This is a genomic window from Shouchella rhizosphaerae (assembly GCF_036700015.1).
Classification (GTDB): domain Bacteria; phylum Bacillota; class Bacilli; order Bacillales; family Bacillaceae_D; genus Shouchella; species Shouchella rhizosphaerae.
Genome location: NZ_CP144921.1, coordinates 2,072,202 through 2,087,335, shown reverse-complemented (window position 1 = coordinate 2,087,335; position 15,134 = coordinate 2,072,202). Strand labels below are relative to the sequence as shown.

Sequence of the window (15,134 nt, the reverse complement as noted above, 5' to 3'; positions counted from 1 at the left end):
CAAAGAAAGGATCTTTGCTTATGAAACTAGTATGCTTTGGCGACAGCATTACTGCCGGCCATGAAGGGTTAAACGAACCAATGTTAACCGCTTTTCTCAAGAAGAAGTTGCCACCGACAGTTGAAATCATAAACGCTGGCGTTTCTGGCGACACAACCGTTCAAGCTTTAGCACGAATTGTAACCGATGTCATTAGCCATCAACCTGATCTTGTAACCGTGTTGTTTGGAGCCAATGACGTAGCCACCCATAAGCGAGTGGAACAAGACGACTTTGCTCATAATATCGACAAAATCGCTAGCCTCATTTCGCCAAAGAAGACAATTTTGATTACCCCTGCTCCTGTCGATGAATCACTTGAGCAAAATAGAACAAACGAAGACCTTAAGGCATACAGCGATTGCATCAAGGAAATAGCACAAAGGCGTGACTGCCACTTCATTGACTTTTTTACCACCTTTTTCTCAAAGCCAGATTATCAATGGCGCTTAAAAGGCACAAGGGATGATGGCTTGCATTTTGGTGAAAAAGGGTACGACTTGCTTTCTGATTTGATTGCAGAAAAAATTGCTGCCCTTACGAAAGCAGGTAGGGTTTTTAAACAATCGGGCAACTGAAACAAAAAGGGACCCCCTTACTTGTTTAAATAAGGGGGTCATTTTTATCTTATTCTGTTCTATCACGAGAAGCCATTCAAGCCTCGACTTGCTCCCTTTCGAATGGCCTTCCCAATAAACTCTTTTATTTCTCGCCGCTAAGTTTCACGAGAATTTTAGCCTGGCGTTTATCGTTTGTTAACACTTCAAACCCAGACTCTACAATATTTTCTAGCTCAATCCGATCGGTTATAACGCCTTTCGGATTTAAAGCTCCCTCTGCCATTAAATCAATGGTCGTTTGGAATACTTCCGGTTCATAAGCCAAAGTGGACGTAATCTTAACGCCACTGCCCGTAAGATCCATTGGATTGAATTCAATCGGTTTGGCAAAAATGGAAACCACGACGACGACTCCCCGTGACTTGGCTACTTGGATAGACTGGTTAAATGTTGCATTTACGCCAGCCACTTCAAAGCTTACATCGACCCCATCTGGAACAAGGCTTTTTACTTTTTCAACGGGATCGACTTCGCCAGAATTAAATGTATGGGTGGCGCCGACAAGCCGTGCTTTTTCCAGCCTTTCTTCCGATAAATCAAAAACGATGATTTTGCTAGCCCCTGCAGCCTTAGCAGCAATAATGGTAAACAAACCAATTGGCCCCGCCCCAAAGACGGCAACTGATTGTCCAAATTTAAAATCGGCTTCTTTTACCGCTTGCACCGCCACTGCCATCGGCTCAACGAGTGCTCCTTCTTCCAACGTTAAGTTATCAGGCAATTTATATACATTTTTCTCTGGGAGTACTGCAAAATCAGCAAATCCTCCATCTGTAGCAAGACCAGCAAACGAGAAACCATCATAGAGATCAACTGAAGCAGGCTTATTTCCGTAGGTAAAGAGTGGATTAATGACGACACGCTCCCCCTTCTGAAAGGATTTAACCTCCGTTCCTACTTCCTCAATCACACCGGCAAATTCGTGCCCTAATGTAAGGGGTGATTCGCCGCCAGTAATAGGATCAGGTTCTCCTTTTGGGATAATCACCGGACCGTGCAAGTATTCGTGAAGGTCACTTCCGCAAATACCAGCCCACGCTACGCGCACTTTTACATCACGGGCGCCTAGTTTCGCAGGTTCTCTTTCCTCTACACGGATATCTTTCTCTTTGTACCATACGGCTGCTCTCATCAAGAACATCTCCTTATTATGCTATGGTGTTTTGTTTACACCTTTATCATAGCACTGTAAAAGGAAAAATGGTCATATATACGGAAATGTCCACTAAATCTCCTTAATGTATTAAATAACCTTTCATTGGCTTTTTCTATATATTCCGCTTACAAAAGGATTGGTTCCCATTTCTAAACTTCAGCATTTGCTCGGCTCCATTCAAAGGAAATCTTATTTATAAGGATTGATTATTCCATAACAAAAAACGTCCTCAAACGCATCAATTTTATAAATATGTTCTTTTAACGTTCCCTCATATTTCATTCCGCACTTTTCCATGACTTTCCCAGACGCAGGATTTTTTTTGAAATAGTGTCCATAAACACGGTGATAATGCTTTTCTCTAAAAGCAAATTCAATAACCGCTTTGGCCGCCTCCGTTCCGTACCCCTTCCCCCAATAAGGTTCTCCGATCCAGTAACCAATCTCGCCGTTTTTATGTTCTTTATCGTTTGTAATGGCAATGGCACCATACAGCTGCCCGCTCTCTTTATCCGTTATAGCAAATTCATATGACTGCTCTAATTCAAAGTTTTGCTCATGATTTGCTATCCATGAAAGGGCACAATCGATTGAATACGGATAGGGCAAATGTAATGTGCTCTTATAAAGGTTATAATTATTGCACAGCTCAACGACATTCTGTGCATCTTCCTTTGTAAACAAACGCAAACGCAATCTCTCTGTCGTGATTGTTCTGTCCCCACGATTATAGACCATGTAGTCCATCCTCCTAAAATCATTGTCATCTTGAGTCTTCTTGGTACTGAAATGAAAGAGGCATGCTCGTTGACACTCCATCCTTGCCAAGGAGGCTCAGATTGTTTCACCCCTCTTATACTATTAATCATCGAGTAAGTCTTTATTTTTTTTATAAGATCGGTGTAAAGAAAACATATTTAATAAGAACATCAGGACAAACGCTATGACGCCTAGGCCTGCCAAAGTTAAGAAATCTCCAATTGTTTTTGGGAGACCAGTTACCAAGATGGAGAGTAGAGAAAATATAAAACCGAAAGTGATTGAACTGCCTACTATCTTTCTTCTTTCACTTTGGAAATCAGCGCTAGTAGCTACATTAGCAAATTCTGTACCACTACCCACATAACCTATTAGAACATATGTGATCGATACAACAACCGGAATAAATAATGCTATTGAAGCATCCATATTCAAAGAGAATATAGTTTGTGTCAATATGAACACAACACTTATAAAAATACTTATTACCAAACCCTCTGCTAAAAAATTTAAAAGCTTTTGCTTTTTATATTCATCGTTTGGAAGTAAATCTTTTATCCATGACCTCATCTTTAAACCTCCCAAAATAATTGGTCTAATGTTTTATTTAGTGCCTTGGCGATAGCTATACATAGTTTAAGAGACGGATTATAGCGATTTTTTTCGATCAACCCAATCGTTTGTCTAGAAACATTTACTTTATCTGCAAGTTCCCCTTGAGTTAGTCCTAAATCCCTTCTTGCCTGCTTCACTCTGTTCTCCAAAAAAACACCAACCTTCTTTATTACACGTTTACTGTAACATAGACAATGCCAAATGTAAAATATATGTTGCATTTTATAGATTAATTGTTTTTTCCGCCTTCCTACATTTCAAACGAATAATCACGCTCTACTTTGCATACACGTACTGTGAATCGACTATACTACTCTTTTTTGCCACGTTCTTGAGCGACTTGGTGAGCTGCATGTGCTTTCCAAGCGGCAATATCCTCGAGTGTTTTCCAGTAAGAAACGGTAATGCCCAAATTTGAATCTCTTGCACTTTCGATCCCTAAATAGCCTTCTTGTTTACTTGCTAATTCGACCATTTTTGCTGCCATAACACCATACCCATTGTCCCCTTCCGTTCGCTCTGAAGCAAAGACAACCGCATAATAAGGCAATTTATATGTATTTGCTAAGTGACTCATCTCCAACCACACTCCTAACTTATCAATACTCGGACGAAAATTCTTACAATTATTATACATTAACCGGAAAAAGCCGCAAAACCTAACCTCTTCTTTTCATTTGCTCTTTTTGCGAAAATGATTAGGTCTTTCTGCGTCTCACTACTGCTTACGCTATTCGAGAAGTCTTTATGGTGCGGCTTTCCACTTCTGCGAAGGATCAATTGTACGGATCTTTTTTAAACGTATCACAAATTGATGTATCAAATTATGATATAACTATTGCCATCTATATCAGATAATGATATATTGTTATTGGATATATCGCGGCTTGATACAATTTCATTAGAGAGAAGAGGTGATCGTTTGAAAACGACTGAACCGCTAACAGATTCAATGTTTTATATTATGGCTGCTTTAACGAAGCCGCGGCATGGTTACGCTATTATGAATTTAATTGAAGAAACAACAACTGGCGCGATCACGATAGGCCCGGCTTCGATGTATACGATTATAAAGAAGTTATTAAAACAAGAGTGGATTTACTTATATGACGGATCGGATTCAAGACGTAAAACATATTTACTTACCAAAAGAGGCATAGAAGTGCTAGAGGAAGCTGTGAAAATTCGAAAAACGGTCATTCAATTGGCAGAAAAAGGATTACAGGAGGCTGGAGAATGAGACAAACAAAGTATATGATGTCAGGTGGGTTAGCCTTTTCTGAGGACAAAGACATGGAGAAGTTACGGCAATTTTCTTTAAAGGGCTGGCATGTCAGCGGCTTTAAGTTTATGGGATATACACTTAAAAAAGGACAAAGCGCAGATTATATCTATAGTATTGATTACCGTTCATTAAATGAGGAGGAAACGGAAGAATATTTCGACTTTTTCTCTTCTGCTGGGTGGACCCATATTGCCTCAGAAGAAGAATGTCACTTGTTTCGAGCATCACCTGGTACAAAGCCTATTTATAGTGATCAGGAAACAGTGGTTGAAAAACATAACAACGCTGGAAACTCGATAAAATGGACCGTACTCCCAACACTTTTATTAACAGTGCTCTTATGGTTTGGAACATTCATAAGCTCAGGTTTTTTACATACCACGCTGGTTGTAATAGCTACCATTCTCACTATAATTGCCATTCCAACTGCTTGGACTGTGCTTGCAATTTACAATAACAAATGGAAGGCAGAAGGAAGAAAAGGTTTAGTGAAGCTAACGAAGATGATCCCACCTCTTCTTTTCCTAGTTGCGATGACTACATTAATAATTGCCGTCGGCACTGACAGCTCCGTTCGCCTTTTAGCCTATATAGTAATTGGGGCAATTTCATTTCCGACTGCTATTTGGATGATTATGTCCCTTAAAACTAGATTGGGAGGAAGGAGAGCATAGGGAAATTCCGTAACATATGTAGGGAAGTCTTGGGGAAAACACAGGCATCCCTACTAAATGAGCTTATGCTTATCTAAAATAGAAAAAAGCCTGTCTCAAAAGGTCGCTTTACTATGGCCTTTTAAGACAGTTTCTCTATAGCCCAGTCTCCACTAGGATGATTCTTGGTGAATAAATACGCTTACGTGCTTACCATCCTTGATTCGCTCCTTCTCTAATTAGTTCAAAGTGACTGCCCGCTTGATTTTCTAAGCCGCCAAGTGCAGCGTCTTGCGGTGCCTAGTAGATTATACAGACTATAAGTACTGTACTGCCCTCGAAATAAGAACAATGGGTTCAAGAAAGTACCTATTTTTCCATTTTAGCTACATATCCCAAAGAGATCTTTTCACGCCGTGTATTAATAGTTAGAAGTATAGCTTTTGTACGTTTTCCCTTTCCATAAAGTGATAAGAGCAATCATTAAACCAACAATCGAAAAGGACAAAATTACGTGTTGAACGTCAATACCCTTAGACACGAGGAATGTTACGCTTGCATAGGCAAGGGGATCGAAGCCGTTCATGGCTAAGAAGACAATGCTCATGACTTTCCCCATAATACGGGGATCCGTATCTTCTTGTGCTGAAGTAAAGAATGGGATTGAAACAAATGTCATGGTAAATCCAATTAGGAACGCTAATGCCGTCAAAATATACAAATTAGGAATTTGGCTAAATGCGATAGCTACGAATAATGTTGCAATCAATCCAGCAATTGAGGTTAATCCCCTGCGGCGTATTTTAACGATGCCAATTATTGCTGTGCTTACTAGCATTCCAACCCCTAAAGCAGCCTCAATGTAACTAAGATTAATGGGCGATCCTCCATACGTTTCCACTAAAATAGGAATGGCAATCGATATTGCTCCGAAGGCAAAAAAGTTTAACGTAATTAAGATCAGAATTCCTGTGAGTAAAAATTTACTTGCTTTGACGTAGGAAAAACCTTCTATTAAATCTTTAAGGGGTGTTTGTTTGACTGTATTGTCTACAGGACCTTCTTTTAAGAAAGGTGGAAACATAAAAAAGGCAGACAATAAGACGATAATAGCTGAAACGAAATAACCAGTTGTGACGCCAGCGTATTCCATGACACTTCCAGAGATCATAGGGCCGACAATAAAACCAATCTGGCCCAATCCCTGAATAACGGCATTTGCTTGTTTTATTTGGTTTTTCTGTACCATTTTAGGGATTAATGATGTGCCTGCTGGTCCAGAAAACGCATCTAATGTTCCAAAGAAGAATCCCAAAATGATGAGATATTCAAATGTTAATTGATTGGCATTGTTCAATAAAAATATGATAACTAGTAGGACTCCTTGGATGAAACTTGTACTGAACATGATTGTCGTCTTCTTGAATTTATCCGCAAGGACGCCACCAAATGCCATCATGAGAATACGTGGCACAGTAATGGCAATGAGTATAATCCCTAATGAACTGGCAGAACCTAAGTCAGAAATGACAAACCAAGTTGTTGTCATAAAAAACATGCTAAAGCCGATAATCGCTAAAAAACTTCCGAGAAACAGAAGTATAAACCGGCTGTTTTTAAATAATGATGGTTGTTGTGCCATAGCATAACCTTCCTCCTCGTTTTAATCTATAAGCAATCATAGATTGTGACGTAATGTCGTACGCAATCTTTTTTTAAAAAAAATCCTGTGTTTTCGTTACTATGAGCAAGTGTATTGATTGTGACCTTACGTAACAAATTTTGCAAAAGTAGTGGGGCAACGGTGAGATCATTATGCTTACACTGAAGGATTACATTCCATATAAATAAAAAAGCTCCAAGAGCACTCAAATGTGAAGAGTTTACTTGGAGCCTTTGAACAACTGCCCAAATAGAATTAACATTGTTATAATATACATACATTTCTTATGGCCAGTTACTAAAATGCAACATAGTAAGTCTACATATTTGAATCGTAATCAGTAAGATATAGTTGGAGGGTTATTATGAAAGAAATTTTAGTAATAGCACCGTTTGATTTAACAGATGCTCAAATCGTTAAAATGGAAAACTCTCTAAAAGAACTCCCTTATCAATTCCGTTTCATGGAAACGTTACTTCCTTATGAGAAAAACCTCGACGCCATATCTCCATCGACCAGCGCGATTGTTTCAAGAGGCGGGTTAGGTGAATTTCTCCGAAGCCATACCTCTATACCATTCATTAAAATTCCCGTTACCCCCTATGATCTGCTCCGTTCCATTACCTCTGTATACAATAAAGGCTATCAACGGATTCAGGTCATGTTTTTTGCAGGGATATTTAATGATATGGATTTTATTGAATGTGACTTCGGTGCATTACAAATTAAAATAGAAAGTTATCGAGACCAAGCTTATGCAAAAGAACACATTAAACAGTTAACTAAAAGGAAAACAGTAGATGCCATTATCGGGGACAGGTTTGCTACTGATGCAGGTAATGAAGCAACTATTCCTTCTTTTTTAGTGAAATCAGGTGAAGAAGCACTTGTTTTCGCTGTTGAACAAGCGATTGAAACATTAAACATTCAATTAGAAGAAGAAGCTAAAACAAAAGAACTTGATTCCATTCTTCAAGTTGTCCCTCAAGCGGTTATAAACGTAGATGCAAATGACAACATTAAAATGTTTAATGAACAAGCTAAGCATATTTTTCCAGAATTGAAGGAAGCGTTGCCTGAATTTAATTACACCGATATCTTTAAGAGTAAGGAATTGCAAGATCAACTTAAAGCCCGAACGATTCAACGAAACATCCTGACACCTATTAACAATCAACAAATGCTCGTAACGACCACCCCTATTTTTTCTAACGATATGTACGTTGGTGCGATTCAAGTATTCGAAAGACTAGCGGACTTTCAGAAGCTTGAGATGAAAATTCGAAAAGAAGTATACAAAAAAGGACTTACAGCAAAGCATACTTTTGCAGATATCGTTTGTGAGAATAAGGAAATGAAGAGATTGGTTAGTGAAGCTGCTGCCTTTTCACGCTCAGAAGGTTCTGTCTTAATCTATGGAGAGACAGGGACAGGCAAAGAATTATTTGCTCAAAGCATTCACAATGCAAGCGATCGACATGCCCAACCTTTTGTGTCATTAAACTGTGGGGCTTTAAATGAAAACTTACTTGAAAGTGAATTATTTGGTTATGAAGATGGTGCTTTTACCGGCGCACTAAAAGGAGGGCGTGCAGGGCTATTTGAAATGGCCCATGAAGGGACACTATTCCTTGATGAAATCAATGAGATGCCCCGTAGTTTTCAGATAAAGCTTCTAAGAGTATTGCAAGAAAATGAAGTCCGTAGAGTCGGAGGGACGAAAAACATCCCTATCAACGTACGTATTATCTGTGCAACCAATCAACCAATGGAAGAGCTAATACGTCATGGGAAATTTAAAGAGGATCTTTACTACCGCATTTCTACTTTAACATTGGACTTATTGCCTTTACGAGACAGAAAAGAAGACATTATCCCTCTCGCTACTGTTTTTTTAAATAAAGAAATGGAAAGAGAAAACCGTTTTTTAAAAATCAATGATGCCAAAAGCGCACTTCGGCCATTACTCTCGATGAGATGGGATGGGAATGCACGTGAACTACAAAACTTCATGAAAAGATTGGTCATTACTTATCAAGGAAGTGTGATTACAGCAGACGGAGTTCATTTGCTATTAAACAAGGCGAAAAAAAAGAGCGGAGAAGTAACCATTCCGATTTCAACCTCTTTCAAAGAAATGGAAAGTCACCTTTGGGCACAACTATACAGCCAATTTAATGGAACAAAAGAGGAATTCTGCAACCACTACAAAATTAGCCAAACCACTTTATGGCGAAAACTATCCGTTCAAAAATGAAATCATAATTTCATTTTTGAAATGAATATCTGAAATAAAACCGCAGAAAGATTCTTTCTATAAAAAATGAAGTTGAGTTGTCTTTTGATGACTCAACTTTTTTATTGGCACATAAATTGCATATAAGCAAAGAAAAGAGGTTTGCAATCCCTCTGATAGTATCCACGTAATTTATTGCAAACTCGTTTACTCAAACCAAAATAGAGTTTTTGGCACAGTTATTGCATGAACATAAGTGAGCATTCCCCCACGAATCATATTTTTCTAAGGAGAGGATTTGAAAATGAAAATTGTCGATGTTGTAGAGAGAGCAGTGCCAATTAGCAGTAATATCGCAAATGCTTTTATTGACTTTAGTAAAATGAATGCCTCAATTGTAGCGGTAAAGACAGATGTTATTCGAAACGGTAAACCAGTAGTAGGCTACGGTTTCAATTCCAATGGTCGTTATGCGCCGAGCGGCATTTTAAGAGAGCGATTTATTCCTCGTTTATTAGAAGCAAAATCAGAAGATATCTTAAATGAATCAGGGACCAACTTCTCGCCCGAAAAGATTTTTGACATTCTAATGGCAAACGAAAAACCAGGAGGGCATGGCGAAAGAACAGTTGCGGTTGGAACACTAGATATGGCTATTTGGGATGCAGTAGCCAAAATTGAGGAAGTGCCCCTTTATAAACTATTGGCTGATCAATATGGAGACGGCACGATTGACGAGAAAGTCTTTGTCTACGCCGCTGGCGGTTATTACTTCCCAGGTAAAGGGTTGCCGGAACTTCAAGATGAAATGAAATCCTATTTAGATATGGGTTACTCAAAAGTCAAAATGAAAGTTGGCGGTGTCCCTTTAAAGGAAGACCTAAAACGGATTGAGGCAGTTATTAATGTCGTTGGTACGGGACAAAACCTAATGGTTGACGTGAACGGCCGGTTCAATCTAGAAGAAGCGATTGAATTTGGAAATGCGATAAAGGACTATCATTTATTTTGGTATGAAGAAGCGGGAGATCCGTTAGATTACCAATTGCAGGAGGAATTATCGAAAGTTTACCCACACGCAATGGCGACTGGTGAAAATTTGTTCTCCCTTCAAGACGCGACTAACTTAATCCGTTACGCAGGGATGAATCCAAAGACGGATTTCCTGCAATTTGATTGCGCACTTAGCTACGGACTAGTGGAATACATGAAGATATTAAACATGTTAGAAGAAAACGGATGGTCTTCTCGCAATTGCATTCCACACGGTGGCCACCAAATGTCATTGAACATTGCCGCAGGATTAAAATTGTATGGCAACGAATCATACCCTGGTATTTTCCAACCATTTGGCGGATTTGCTGATGGGCATGCAGTGGAAGACGGCTTCGTTACATTGCCAGATGCGCCTGGTATTGGGGTTGAAGCGAAAGAGCAATTATATGACCTATTAAAAACACTATAACCAGTATGTAGATCAAAGAGATATATGGCTTATATATCTCTTTGATCTATTTTTTAAACAGGCAAAGAGAGTGTTTAGTTGAAAACGGTTAAATAAATCACCAAGTTCGGGGTTAATTTCTTTTACATTAGTGCCTCCTTATTCAGGCGACAAGGTCGTTAAAAATGCTTAAAAACGAATGGTTTTTTAATGGCCACGGTCTTGAACTGTCTTCTTTAATGCCGCACAATGTCATAACTAATTAATTTGTACTTCTCCAAGAACCCAACCGATTTGTATAAATGAATGGCGGCTAGATTGTCTCCTCCAACACATATAGTAATTTCCATAATTTCAGAATAAGAAAAGAGATGGTCGGTTGCCACTCTTATTAGAGTTTTACCTATCCCTTGTTTTCTTAGTTTCGTTGATACAGCAATATATTCAATATTGGCTTCCATATGTTTAGGGTTTGCTTCAATATATACATACCCCTTTATATCATGTTCATTTTCCGTAACGAAGAATAAATGGTTAAAGTCATTTAATCGACTAATAATGGTATGTGCATCAAAATAGGTTGTGGGAAAGACTTCATTATGTAGATTGATAAAAGATTGACGGTAGGCATCAGAGTACGTTTCAACATCGCTAGGCGTGTGATTAATAAATCGATCTCTAGTTATGCTCAAAACCAAATCCGACCCTTGATCTATGCCTTTATTTTGTAACACAAACTCTTTTCCAAAGTGGTTATCCTCATTCAAAAAGAAAGAAAATGTCTTTATCATAGGAGGTGTTTTCGAAGCAATCGTTTCCCACAATTCTTGAGCCATGTCGATATCTTCCCCCTCAACAAACGGCCCCCATACGTCCGCACATCCTCTTTTTAAGTCCATATCCAAACCGATTGCACCCACGATACGAGAGTGATTATAAGCAACTAAAAATGAATCTTTCACTTCCAAATCAGAAAAATCATTCATTAAATGATCGTATATTTCTTCCCTATCTTCCCCACAAAAGCCAATATGAGAACTGCTTTTATTGTTCATTTTTTCTAGGAAGATAGCAAGGTCTCTTATATGGTCTGGGGGTGTTATAAGAGTTTTCATTGGGATCAACCCTTTCTAAACAAATGATGTTTAGCTATTCGTTCGATTAAACCTAATACAAATAGTAAAGAATGTCAATAGACTGCTTTTTATTTTTTCTGAATTTATCATAAAGAAACTGCCCCTGTGCGAGTGCGTCCCATTAATCATTTTTTCACCTAAGCTTCCAAGCGGACTTGAACCGCTGGCCCCCACCTTACTCTCTTGCTCTCGAAAGAATAAGTTAGCCATTATCGTTAAGACTACTATTGACTATTCCCTTAACGTCATTGTTTATAATCATTATATGGAGGGTGGCAATATGATAAAAATTGGACAGTTAGCTAAGAAAATTGGTATCAGTAAAAAAACACTTTACCATTACGAAAATGTAGGCATTTTAAAGCCTTCTTTAATAAAAGATAATGGTTACAGGTATTATGATGAACAAGCCATTTCACAATTACAAAGAATTTTGTTATTAAAATCAATCGGATATACGTTAGAACAAATAAAGATCCTTTTTGACTCTGAAAGTGAGACAGGGGAAAATCAAACATGGATTCATTCACTATCAGAGCAAGTTAAATTAATTGAAGCCGAAAAAGAGAGATTAAGCCGATTACAATACTATTTAAATGCGACTATACACGTTATTAAATTAAAAGGGCATTTGGAACCACAGGAAATGCTTGACGTTATAGAAGATTTAAATAGAAGAACTTTGGTTAATGGTATTATCCCTGCTCGTTTTGATGAAGCATTAGAAATTACAAAAGAACAAAAGGAGATACTTGAAAGGCTACCTGTTATCGGTAGTGACGATCCGAGACTGGAAGAAATATTGTCTATTTTCAACGAAGTTCGTGACATTTTGCACATGGATCCGAAATCGAATACTGTCCAACAAATAGCTCATACTCTTTATATAAAAACACTTGAATTGTTTGAAGGCGATGAAGAATTAATGAATTTTTATTGGGAACTAATAAACCCTTCCAGCGATAATGAACTAGTACTTGGCATGAATACTGAAGTAACAGCTTATATTGATAAAATGTTCTACCACTATGAAAACAACAAGGCCAAAAAAGAAGAACGAAAGGAGAAAAACGAATGAAGAAGCCTAAGCGCCTTTATTTTTTACTAATCTGTGTAAGTACTTCTCTTGCTTCATGTGGAGTAGTTGAGAATAAAGACAACAGTAGCCCAAATAATGAAAATGAGGAATTAATCATACAAGTTATTATCGAAAGTAACGCTTCGTACGCCTCTGACTTGGAGGTGGAAATTAATAGTAGAAATAGCCCTCAAACAGTTAACGAACTATCAATTGAGGTCCCTTATTCAAAAACATTTGTAATACCCACCGATGCAGCATTTCCAATAAGTTCAACCAAAGTTAAAGCTACAGCAGGAGAAGATGGCGATAGGATATCCTGTAAAATTTTATATGATGAAATAGAAGTAGCTACTCACGACAGCGAAGGAGAATTAGCAACAGCTGTTTGTGAGAATAAGTTTATAGATAACATATTGTCCTATCAGTAAAACACTAGAAAATGGAACGGTGGTGGAATAAATTAACGACCTATCTTATTTAATATTTTTAGCTTTAATCGATTCCCTGAGTTTCGGGACTTTGTTAATCCCGTTGTGGCTATTAATAAGTTCAAAAGAAATAAAAATTAAAAGATTTTCTATCTATATAGTCACTGTAGTGCTTTTTTATTTTATCACTGGATTAGTACTTGTAATTAGTGCTGAAGCTTTGCTAAATCTAGGTGAAACATTCTTCCAATCGACTACGTTTCAGTATTTCCAACTTATTTTAGGTGTGGGTTTAATCATTATAAGCTATAGAATGGACTCAAAAACAATAGATAGACGAACAGAGAAACAAGAGAAAACAAACCCATCTGTTTGGAGAGATCAGCTTTTAAGTGACTCCAATACTGCTAAACAATCTTCAATTATGCTCATAAGTCTTGCATTTACCGCATGTCTATTAGAGGTGGCTACCATGCTACCATATCTATTAGCAATAGGAATAATTTCTTCTAATGATTATTCACTTCAACAATCTGGATTTATACTGTTTGGTTACTGCATAATCATGATTCTGCCCGCACTAATTTTATTAATGGGAAGAGTGTTTGCCCATAACTTGCTAAAAAAACCCCTTATTCATTTAGAAATATGGTTATCAAAGAATGCCAGAAACACAACAGCATGGATAATTGGCATTGTTGGATTTATCCTAGCAGCTAATGCCATTTATGAGTTAGAACTTTATCATCTCATGGCTTGCATTCTAAACGTCTCTTTTGTAACCTAGCCTCAATTTACATTGAAAATGATCTAAAGCTACGGGGCAAGAAACTTGGGAATAAAAAAGGAGATAGTATTCAATGATAAACAACTATATGAAAAACGTTAAATCGATTTATCCTAGTATATCCATTGAAAACTTTTATCTTAATGAAATGGGACAAAATAATGATGTATTAATTGTAAACCATTCTCTAGTTTTTAGATTTCCCAAATATAAAAATGGAATTATTCAATTAAAAAGAGAGACAGAAATTCTACAATACATTAAAGATATCATTTCCACTCCTATTCCAAATCCAATATATCAGTATTTTGAAGAATTAGAGCCCGGTAAGGTCTTCACTGGCTATCATCTAATCGATGGTGTGCCTTTGTGGGGGGAAAGTTTAAGCGGTATAAAGAATCATGAATTGGTGAAAAGCTTAGCTACACAACTTGTTTCTTTTCTTGTAGAGCTGCATTCCATTTCGGAAGAGAAACTAAGTCGAGAGTTGAAACTAAAGGTTAATAACCCTCGTGAAGAAATAAACAAACTATATAGTAAGATTCAAAAAAATTTATTTGCTTTTATGAGAAAAGAAGCACAAAAAGAAATATCACACTCCTTTGAGAAGTTCCTAAATGGGGAAGCATTATCAAAATTACATTTATCCCTTATACACGGAGATTTCGGGTCATCCAACATTTTGTGGAACCCAGAATCAAGTAGAATTACAGGTATAATAGATTTTGGTGGTTCTTGCTTAGGAGATCCTGCGTATGATTTTGCTGGGATACTTTCCAGTTATGGTAGACATTTTTTTGATATGTGTATTAGTCTATATCCTAATGATAGCGAATTATCAGACCGAGCTAATTTTTATAAAAGTACATTCGCTTTACAAGAAGCATTACACGGGATTGAGAACGATGATAAACAGGCCTTTGAAAGTGGGATTAAAGGATTTAGATAAATTCCTATTTGTCTAACCCCTCTGATTGAAAGGATTTGCTCTCACATACATTTCGAGTTAACCCCGTATAGAGGAAAGACTAAATTTCCTATTCCCTTTCCTAATTAAAATGATGAGACTACTCAAGCTGTTTCGAATGCCAATAGCGTTAGGATATAGGAGTATTGGTACGGCTTGTAGCAAAAAGATTTAGTCAGAAAAGATTCAGTTATAACAACAAAAGTATGGAATACTGATCACGGGTTTGAAAACTAGAGGGAAAACGATTGAAAAAGCATACCCG

The 15,134-nt window shown here is 37.6% G+C and carries 16 protein-coding genes; 9 read left to right on the top strand and 7 right to left on the bottom strand.

Annotated elements, in window-relative coordinates; translation table 11 throughout:
* The first annotated feature begins 20 nt into the window (after positions 1-20).
* Entirely contained in the window at positions 21-617 is a 597-nt protein-coding gene (locus V5G21_RS10470; RefSeq protein WP_338465499.1) for an SGNH/GDSL hydrolase family protein, read from the top strand.
* A gap of 124 nt (positions 618-741) precedes the next feature.
* On the opposite strand, the gene V5G21_RS10465 is transcribed toward V5G21_RS10470, so the two are convergent.
* From V5G21_RS10465 to V5G21_RS10445, 5 genes are all read right to left on the bottom strand, one after another.
* The gene (locus V5G21_RS10465) at positions 742-1,791 is read right to left on the bottom strand and encodes a 2,3-butanediol dehydrogenase (RefSeq protein WP_095295466.1); all 1,050 of its coding nucleotides are present in this window, start codon (positions 1,789-1,791) and stop codon (positions 742-744) included.
* 213 nt (positions 1,792-2,004) lie between these two features.
* Complete coding sequence (locus tag V5G21_RS10460; protein WP_035202360.1) at positions 2,005-2,553, bottom strand: GNAT family N-acetyltransferase; 549 nt, start codon at positions 2,551-2,553, stop codon at positions 2,005-2,007.
* Positions 2,554-2,676: 123 nt separating this feature from the next.
* Positions 2,677-3,144, bottom strand: a complete 468-nt coding sequence (locus tag V5G21_RS10455) for a hypothetical protein (protein WP_095295464.1) — start codon at positions 3,142-3,144, stop codon at positions 2,677-2,679.
* Between the two features lie 2 nt (positions 3,145-3,146).
* On the bottom strand, positions 3,147-3,338 hold the full coding sequence (locus V5G21_RS10450; protein ID WP_035202355.1) for a helix-turn-helix transcriptional regulator: 192 nt from the start codon (positions 3,336-3,338) through the stop codon (positions 3,147-3,149).
* 161 nt (positions 3,339-3,499) lie between these two features.
* The gene (locus tag V5G21_RS10445) at positions 3,500-3,766 is read right to left on the bottom strand and encodes an antibiotic biosynthesis monooxygenase family protein (RefSeq protein WP_073305844.1); all 267 of its coding nucleotides are present in this window, start codon (positions 3,764-3,766) and stop codon (positions 3,500-3,502) included.
* 345 nt (positions 3,767-4,111) lie between these two features.
* On the opposite strand from V5G21_RS10445, the gene V5G21_RS10440 reads away from it, so the two are divergent.
* Together V5G21_RS10440 and V5G21_RS10435 are read left to right on the top strand one after the other, a co-directional pair.
* The gene (locus V5G21_RS10440; RefSeq protein ID WP_063609067.1) at positions 4,112-4,429 is read left to right on the top strand and encodes a PadR family transcriptional regulator; all 318 of its coding nucleotides are present in this window, start codon (positions 4,112-4,114) and stop codon (positions 4,427-4,429) included.
* Positions 4,426-5,148, top strand: coding sequence for a DUF2812 domain-containing protein (locus tag V5G21_RS10435; RefSeq protein WP_073305842.1), 723 nt, complete (start codon positions 4,426-4,428; stop codon positions 5,146-5,148). Before V5G21_RS10440 ends, V5G21_RS10435 begins: the two co-directional genes overlap by 4 nt.
* Positions 5,149-5,548: 400 nt before the next feature.
* Here the strand turns inward: V5G21_RS10435 and V5G21_RS10430 are convergent, their stop codons facing one another.
* Entirely contained in the window at positions 5,549-6,769 is a 1,221-nt protein-coding gene (locus tag V5G21_RS10430) for an MFS transporter (protein ID WP_073305840.1), read from the bottom strand.
* Positions 6,770-7,154: 385 nt separating this feature from the next.
* On the opposite strand from V5G21_RS10430, the gene V5G21_RS10425 reads away from it, so the two are divergent.
* Together V5G21_RS10425 and V5G21_RS10420 are read left to right on the top strand one after the other, a co-directional pair.
* Positions 7,155-9,047 (top strand): sigma 54-interacting transcriptional regulator, encoded by a 1,893-nt coding sequence (locus V5G21_RS10425; RefSeq protein WP_073305830.1) that lies wholly within the window; start codon positions 7,155-7,157, stop codon positions 9,045-9,047.
* Positions 9,048-9,330: 283 nt separating this feature from the next.
* On the top strand, positions 9,331-10,491 hold the full coding sequence (locus V5G21_RS10420; protein WP_073305829.1) for a mandelate racemase/muconate lactonizing enzyme family protein: 1,161 nt from the start codon (positions 9,331-9,333) through the stop codon (positions 10,489-10,491).
* Between the two features lie 215 nt (positions 10,492-10,706).
* Here V5G21_RS10420 and V5G21_RS10415 read toward each other — a convergent pair whose 3' ends face one another.
* A complete protein-coding gene (locus tag V5G21_RS10415; protein WP_073305828.1) occupies positions 10,707-11,585 on the bottom strand; it encodes a GNAT family N-acetyltransferase in 879 nt (292 codons plus the stop codon).
* A gap of 301 nt (positions 11,586-11,886) precedes the next feature.
* On the opposite strand from V5G21_RS10415, the gene V5G21_RS10410 reads away from it, so the two are divergent.
* The 4 genes from V5G21_RS10410 to V5G21_RS10395 all read left to right on the top strand — a co-directional run bounded on the left by V5G21_RS10410 (position 11,887) and on the right by V5G21_RS10395 (position 14,851).
* On the top strand, positions 11,887-12,684 hold the full coding sequence (locus V5G21_RS10410; RefSeq protein WP_073305827.1) for a MerR family transcriptional regulator: 798 nt from the start codon (positions 11,887-11,889) through the stop codon (positions 12,682-12,684).
* Positions 12,681-13,115, top strand: a complete 435-nt coding sequence (locus V5G21_RS10405) for a hypothetical protein (protein WP_073305826.1) — start codon at positions 12,681-12,683, stop codon at positions 13,113-13,115. Before V5G21_RS10410 ends, V5G21_RS10405 begins: the two co-directional genes overlap by 4 nt.
* 103 nt (positions 13,116-13,218) lie before the next feature.
* Positions 13,219-13,902, top strand: coding sequence for a GAP family protein (locus V5G21_RS10400; protein WP_051881127.1), 684 nt, complete (start codon positions 13,219-13,221; stop codon positions 13,900-13,902).
* A gap of 73 nt (positions 13,903-13,975) precedes the next feature.
* Complete coding sequence (locus V5G21_RS10395) at positions 13,976-14,851, top strand: phosphotransferase family protein (protein WP_035202343.1); 876 nt, start codon at positions 13,976-13,978, stop codon at positions 14,849-14,851.
* Positions 14,852-15,134 lie beyond the last annotated feature (283 nt).

Bases quoted from the DNA above. Each gene is read 5' to 3' on its own strand.
- V5G21_RS10470 (WP_338465499.1), top strand. From the start codon at position 21: ATGAAACTAGTATGCTTTGGCGACAGCATTACTGCCGGCCATGAAGGG.
- V5G21_RS10465 (WP_095295466.1), bottom strand. From the start codon at position 1,791: ATGAGAGCAGCCGTATGGTACAAAGAGAAAGATATCCGTGTAGAGGAA.
- V5G21_RS10460 (WP_035202360.1), bottom strand. From the start codon at position 2,553: ATGGTCTATAATCGTGGGGACAGAACAATCACGACAGAGAGATTGCGT.
- V5G21_RS10455 (WP_095295464.1), bottom strand. From the start codon at position 3,144: ATGAGGTCATGGATAAAAGATTTACTTCCAAACGATGAATATAAAAAG.
- V5G21_RS10445 (WP_073305844.1), bottom strand. From the start codon at position 3,766: ATGAGTCACTTAGCAAATACATATAAATTGCCTTATTATGCGGTTGTC.
- V5G21_RS10435 (WP_073305842.1), top strand. From the start codon at position 4,426: ATGAGACAAACAAAGTATATGATGTCAGGTGGGTTAGCCTTTTCTGAG.
- V5G21_RS10430 (WP_073305840.1), bottom strand. From the start codon at position 6,769: ATGGCACAACAACCATCATTATTTAAAAACAGCCGGTTTATACTTCTG.
- V5G21_RS10425 (WP_073305830.1), top strand. From the start codon at position 7,155: ATGAAAGAAATTTTAGTAATAGCACCGTTTGATTTAACAGATGCTCAA.
- V5G21_RS10420 (WP_073305829.1), top strand. From the start codon at position 9,331: ATGAAAATTGTCGATGTTGTAGAGAGAGCAGTGCCAATTAGCAGTAAT.
- V5G21_RS10415 (WP_073305828.1), bottom strand. From the start codon at position 11,585: ATGAAAACTCTTATAACACCCCCAGACCATATAAGAGACCTTGCTATC.
- V5G21_RS10410 (WP_073305827.1), top strand. From the start codon at position 11,887: ATGATAAAAATTGGACAGTTAGCTAAGAAAATTGGTATCAGTAAAAAA.
- V5G21_RS10405 (WP_073305826.1), top strand. From the start codon at position 12,681: ATGAAGAAGCCTAAGCGCCTTTATTTTTTACTAATCTGTGTAAGTACT.
- V5G21_RS10395 (WP_035202343.1), top strand. From the start codon at position 13,976: ATGATAAACAACTATATGAAAAACGTTAAATCGATTTATCCTAGTATA.